Genomic DNA, 1,940 nt, shown 5'->3' with positions numbered 1-1,940 from the left:
CGGTCGAGGCTGAGGCCGCCCACTACGCTTACCTCAACGACTCCATCCCGGAGTCGTGTCCCACATGAAGACGGCAGAGAAGCCGTGACGCTTCATGTCGACGTCCGCGCGGAGCGCGGCGGTCGGCAGAACGGTCGGCTCCGGCGGGGTCAGCAGCGCCATCGAGGCCTCCGAGAGGTAACGCCGTTCCCCGGACTGCCACTCGTCGTGGGCCTCGATCAGCACGCAGCCGGCCAGTCGGAGCAGGGCCTTGGCGTTGGGGAAGATTCCGACGACGTCGGTGCGGCGCTTGACCTCACGGTTCGGCCGTTCCAGCGGATTTGTCGACTAGATCTTGCGCCAGTGCGCCTCGGGGAACACGGCGAACGCCGTGACGTCCGGGCTGGCCTCATCGAGCATCTCGGCAACGGTGGGGAACTTCACCCGCAAGCTGTCGGCGACGACACGGACCTGCTCGGTGACCGCGTCGGCAGAGGGCTGGACGAAGATCGTGCGGACCATCGCCGCGACCGCGTCGGCCTGCCCCTTGGTGACCTTGCTAAGGATGTTGCGCCTGAAGTGGACACGGCAACGCTGCCAGGCCACGCCGACCATGCTCTGCTCGACCGCCGACACCAGACCATGCAGACCAACGGGTGCTGTTCGGAGATCACCAGCTGGACCCCGTGCAGACCCCGGTCACGCAAAGAGGCGAGGAACTCCTTCCAGAACACCAACGTCTTCGTATCACCCACGTGTACTGAGCACGCACATTGGTGACACGCCGGTGACCACCGGTCCGTGACACAGAGAAGACTTCCGAGTGGAGTGTGGAGCTGTCGAGGAACCACATCAGCACTCTGAGGTCCTCGTGCTCCACCGTAACGCCGCCCTCGTGCCGAAGGCACGCCTGAAGCTGGCCCGCCTCATCGTCGATGAGGGCTGGCACGAACGCCGCGCCGCCGAACGTTTTCAGACCCCCCACACCACCGCCCGCCGCTGGGTCGCCCGCCTTCGCCCGCTACGCCGAGAGGAGCCAGCGAGGCCGACCTGGACTGCGACGGGCTGCTTGACGCCCCGTCAACCCCCCCGTCGCAGCCCGCACCGCACCAGCAAACGGCAGGTCAAGAAGGGCCTGCCCTACGCCGGCGCGGGTGGGGACCGGCACGCATCGGACCGCACGCGGGCATCCCCGTCTCGACCGTGGTCAAAATCTTGCGCCGCGAAGGCGTACCCCGTCTGCGCGACGTGGACCTGGCCGACAGGCAACGCGCCCGCCGGAGGTCCGCCGCTATGAGCGTTCTGTGCAGGGGAACTGGTGCGCATGGACGTCAAGAAGCTGGGCCGAATCCCCGACAATGGCGGCTGGCACATCCACGGCCGCGGACAGGGCGCCCGGTCAGGAGTCCGCGGTCCCAGACTGGGCTACGCCTACCTGCACACCGAGCTGGATGAAAATTCCCGCCTAGCATACACCGAGATCCTGCGCGATGAGCAGGGCCCCACGACCGCGGCGTTCTGGCACCGGGCCTGCTTCTGGTTCGCCGACCGCGGCGTCCGGATCGAGGGAGTCTTGACCGACAACGCCTCGAACTACCGCTCGCGAGATCTGGCCGCCGCGCTGGCGGCGACCGGGGGCGTGCACAAGCGGACCCGGCCCTACGGGCCGCAGACCAACAGCAAGGTGGAGCGGTTCCACCGGGCGTTGATCACCGAGTGGGCCTACGCCCGGCCTTACGCCTCAGAGTCGGCGCGGGTGTGGGCCTCGCCGAAGTTCCTCCACCTGTACAACCATCACCGGCACCACACCGCTCTCGGAGGCCGGCCACCGATCAGCCGCGTTACCAACCTCCCCGCGCAGTACAACTAGTGATCTGCGGCTGAAGTTGGTGCCCCGGGGCGTTGCCAGGTGAAGGTGACGGGTCGATGCTGCTGGTTGCGGAGCCGGGTCCAGTGCTGAA

Annotated in this window: 2 pseudogenes; one reads left to right on the top strand and one right to left on the bottom strand. The window is 67.6% G+C overall.

From position 1 onward, the window contains the following. Positions 1–33: 33 nt before the first annotated feature. Positions 34–734: pseudogene (locus tag CLV37_RS28720) on the bottom strand (transposase); the annotation flags it as partial. Positions 735–850: 116 nt separating this feature from the next. On the opposite strand from CLV37_RS28720, the pseudogene CLV37_RS26830 reads away from it, so the two are divergent. After that, positions 851–1,849, top strand: a pseudogene (locus tag CLV37_RS26830) (IS481 family transposase). Positions 1,850–1,940 lie beyond the last annotated feature (91 nt).

This window comes from Kineococcus rhizosphaerae, assembly GCF_003002055.1.
Taxonomy (GTDB): domain Bacteria; phylum Actinomycetota; class Actinomycetes; order Actinomycetales; family Kineococcaceae; genus Kineococcus; species Kineococcus rhizosphaerae.
The sequence above is the reverse complement of the archived record's forward strand: the minus strand, read 5'-3'. Positions and strand labels throughout refer to the sequence as shown.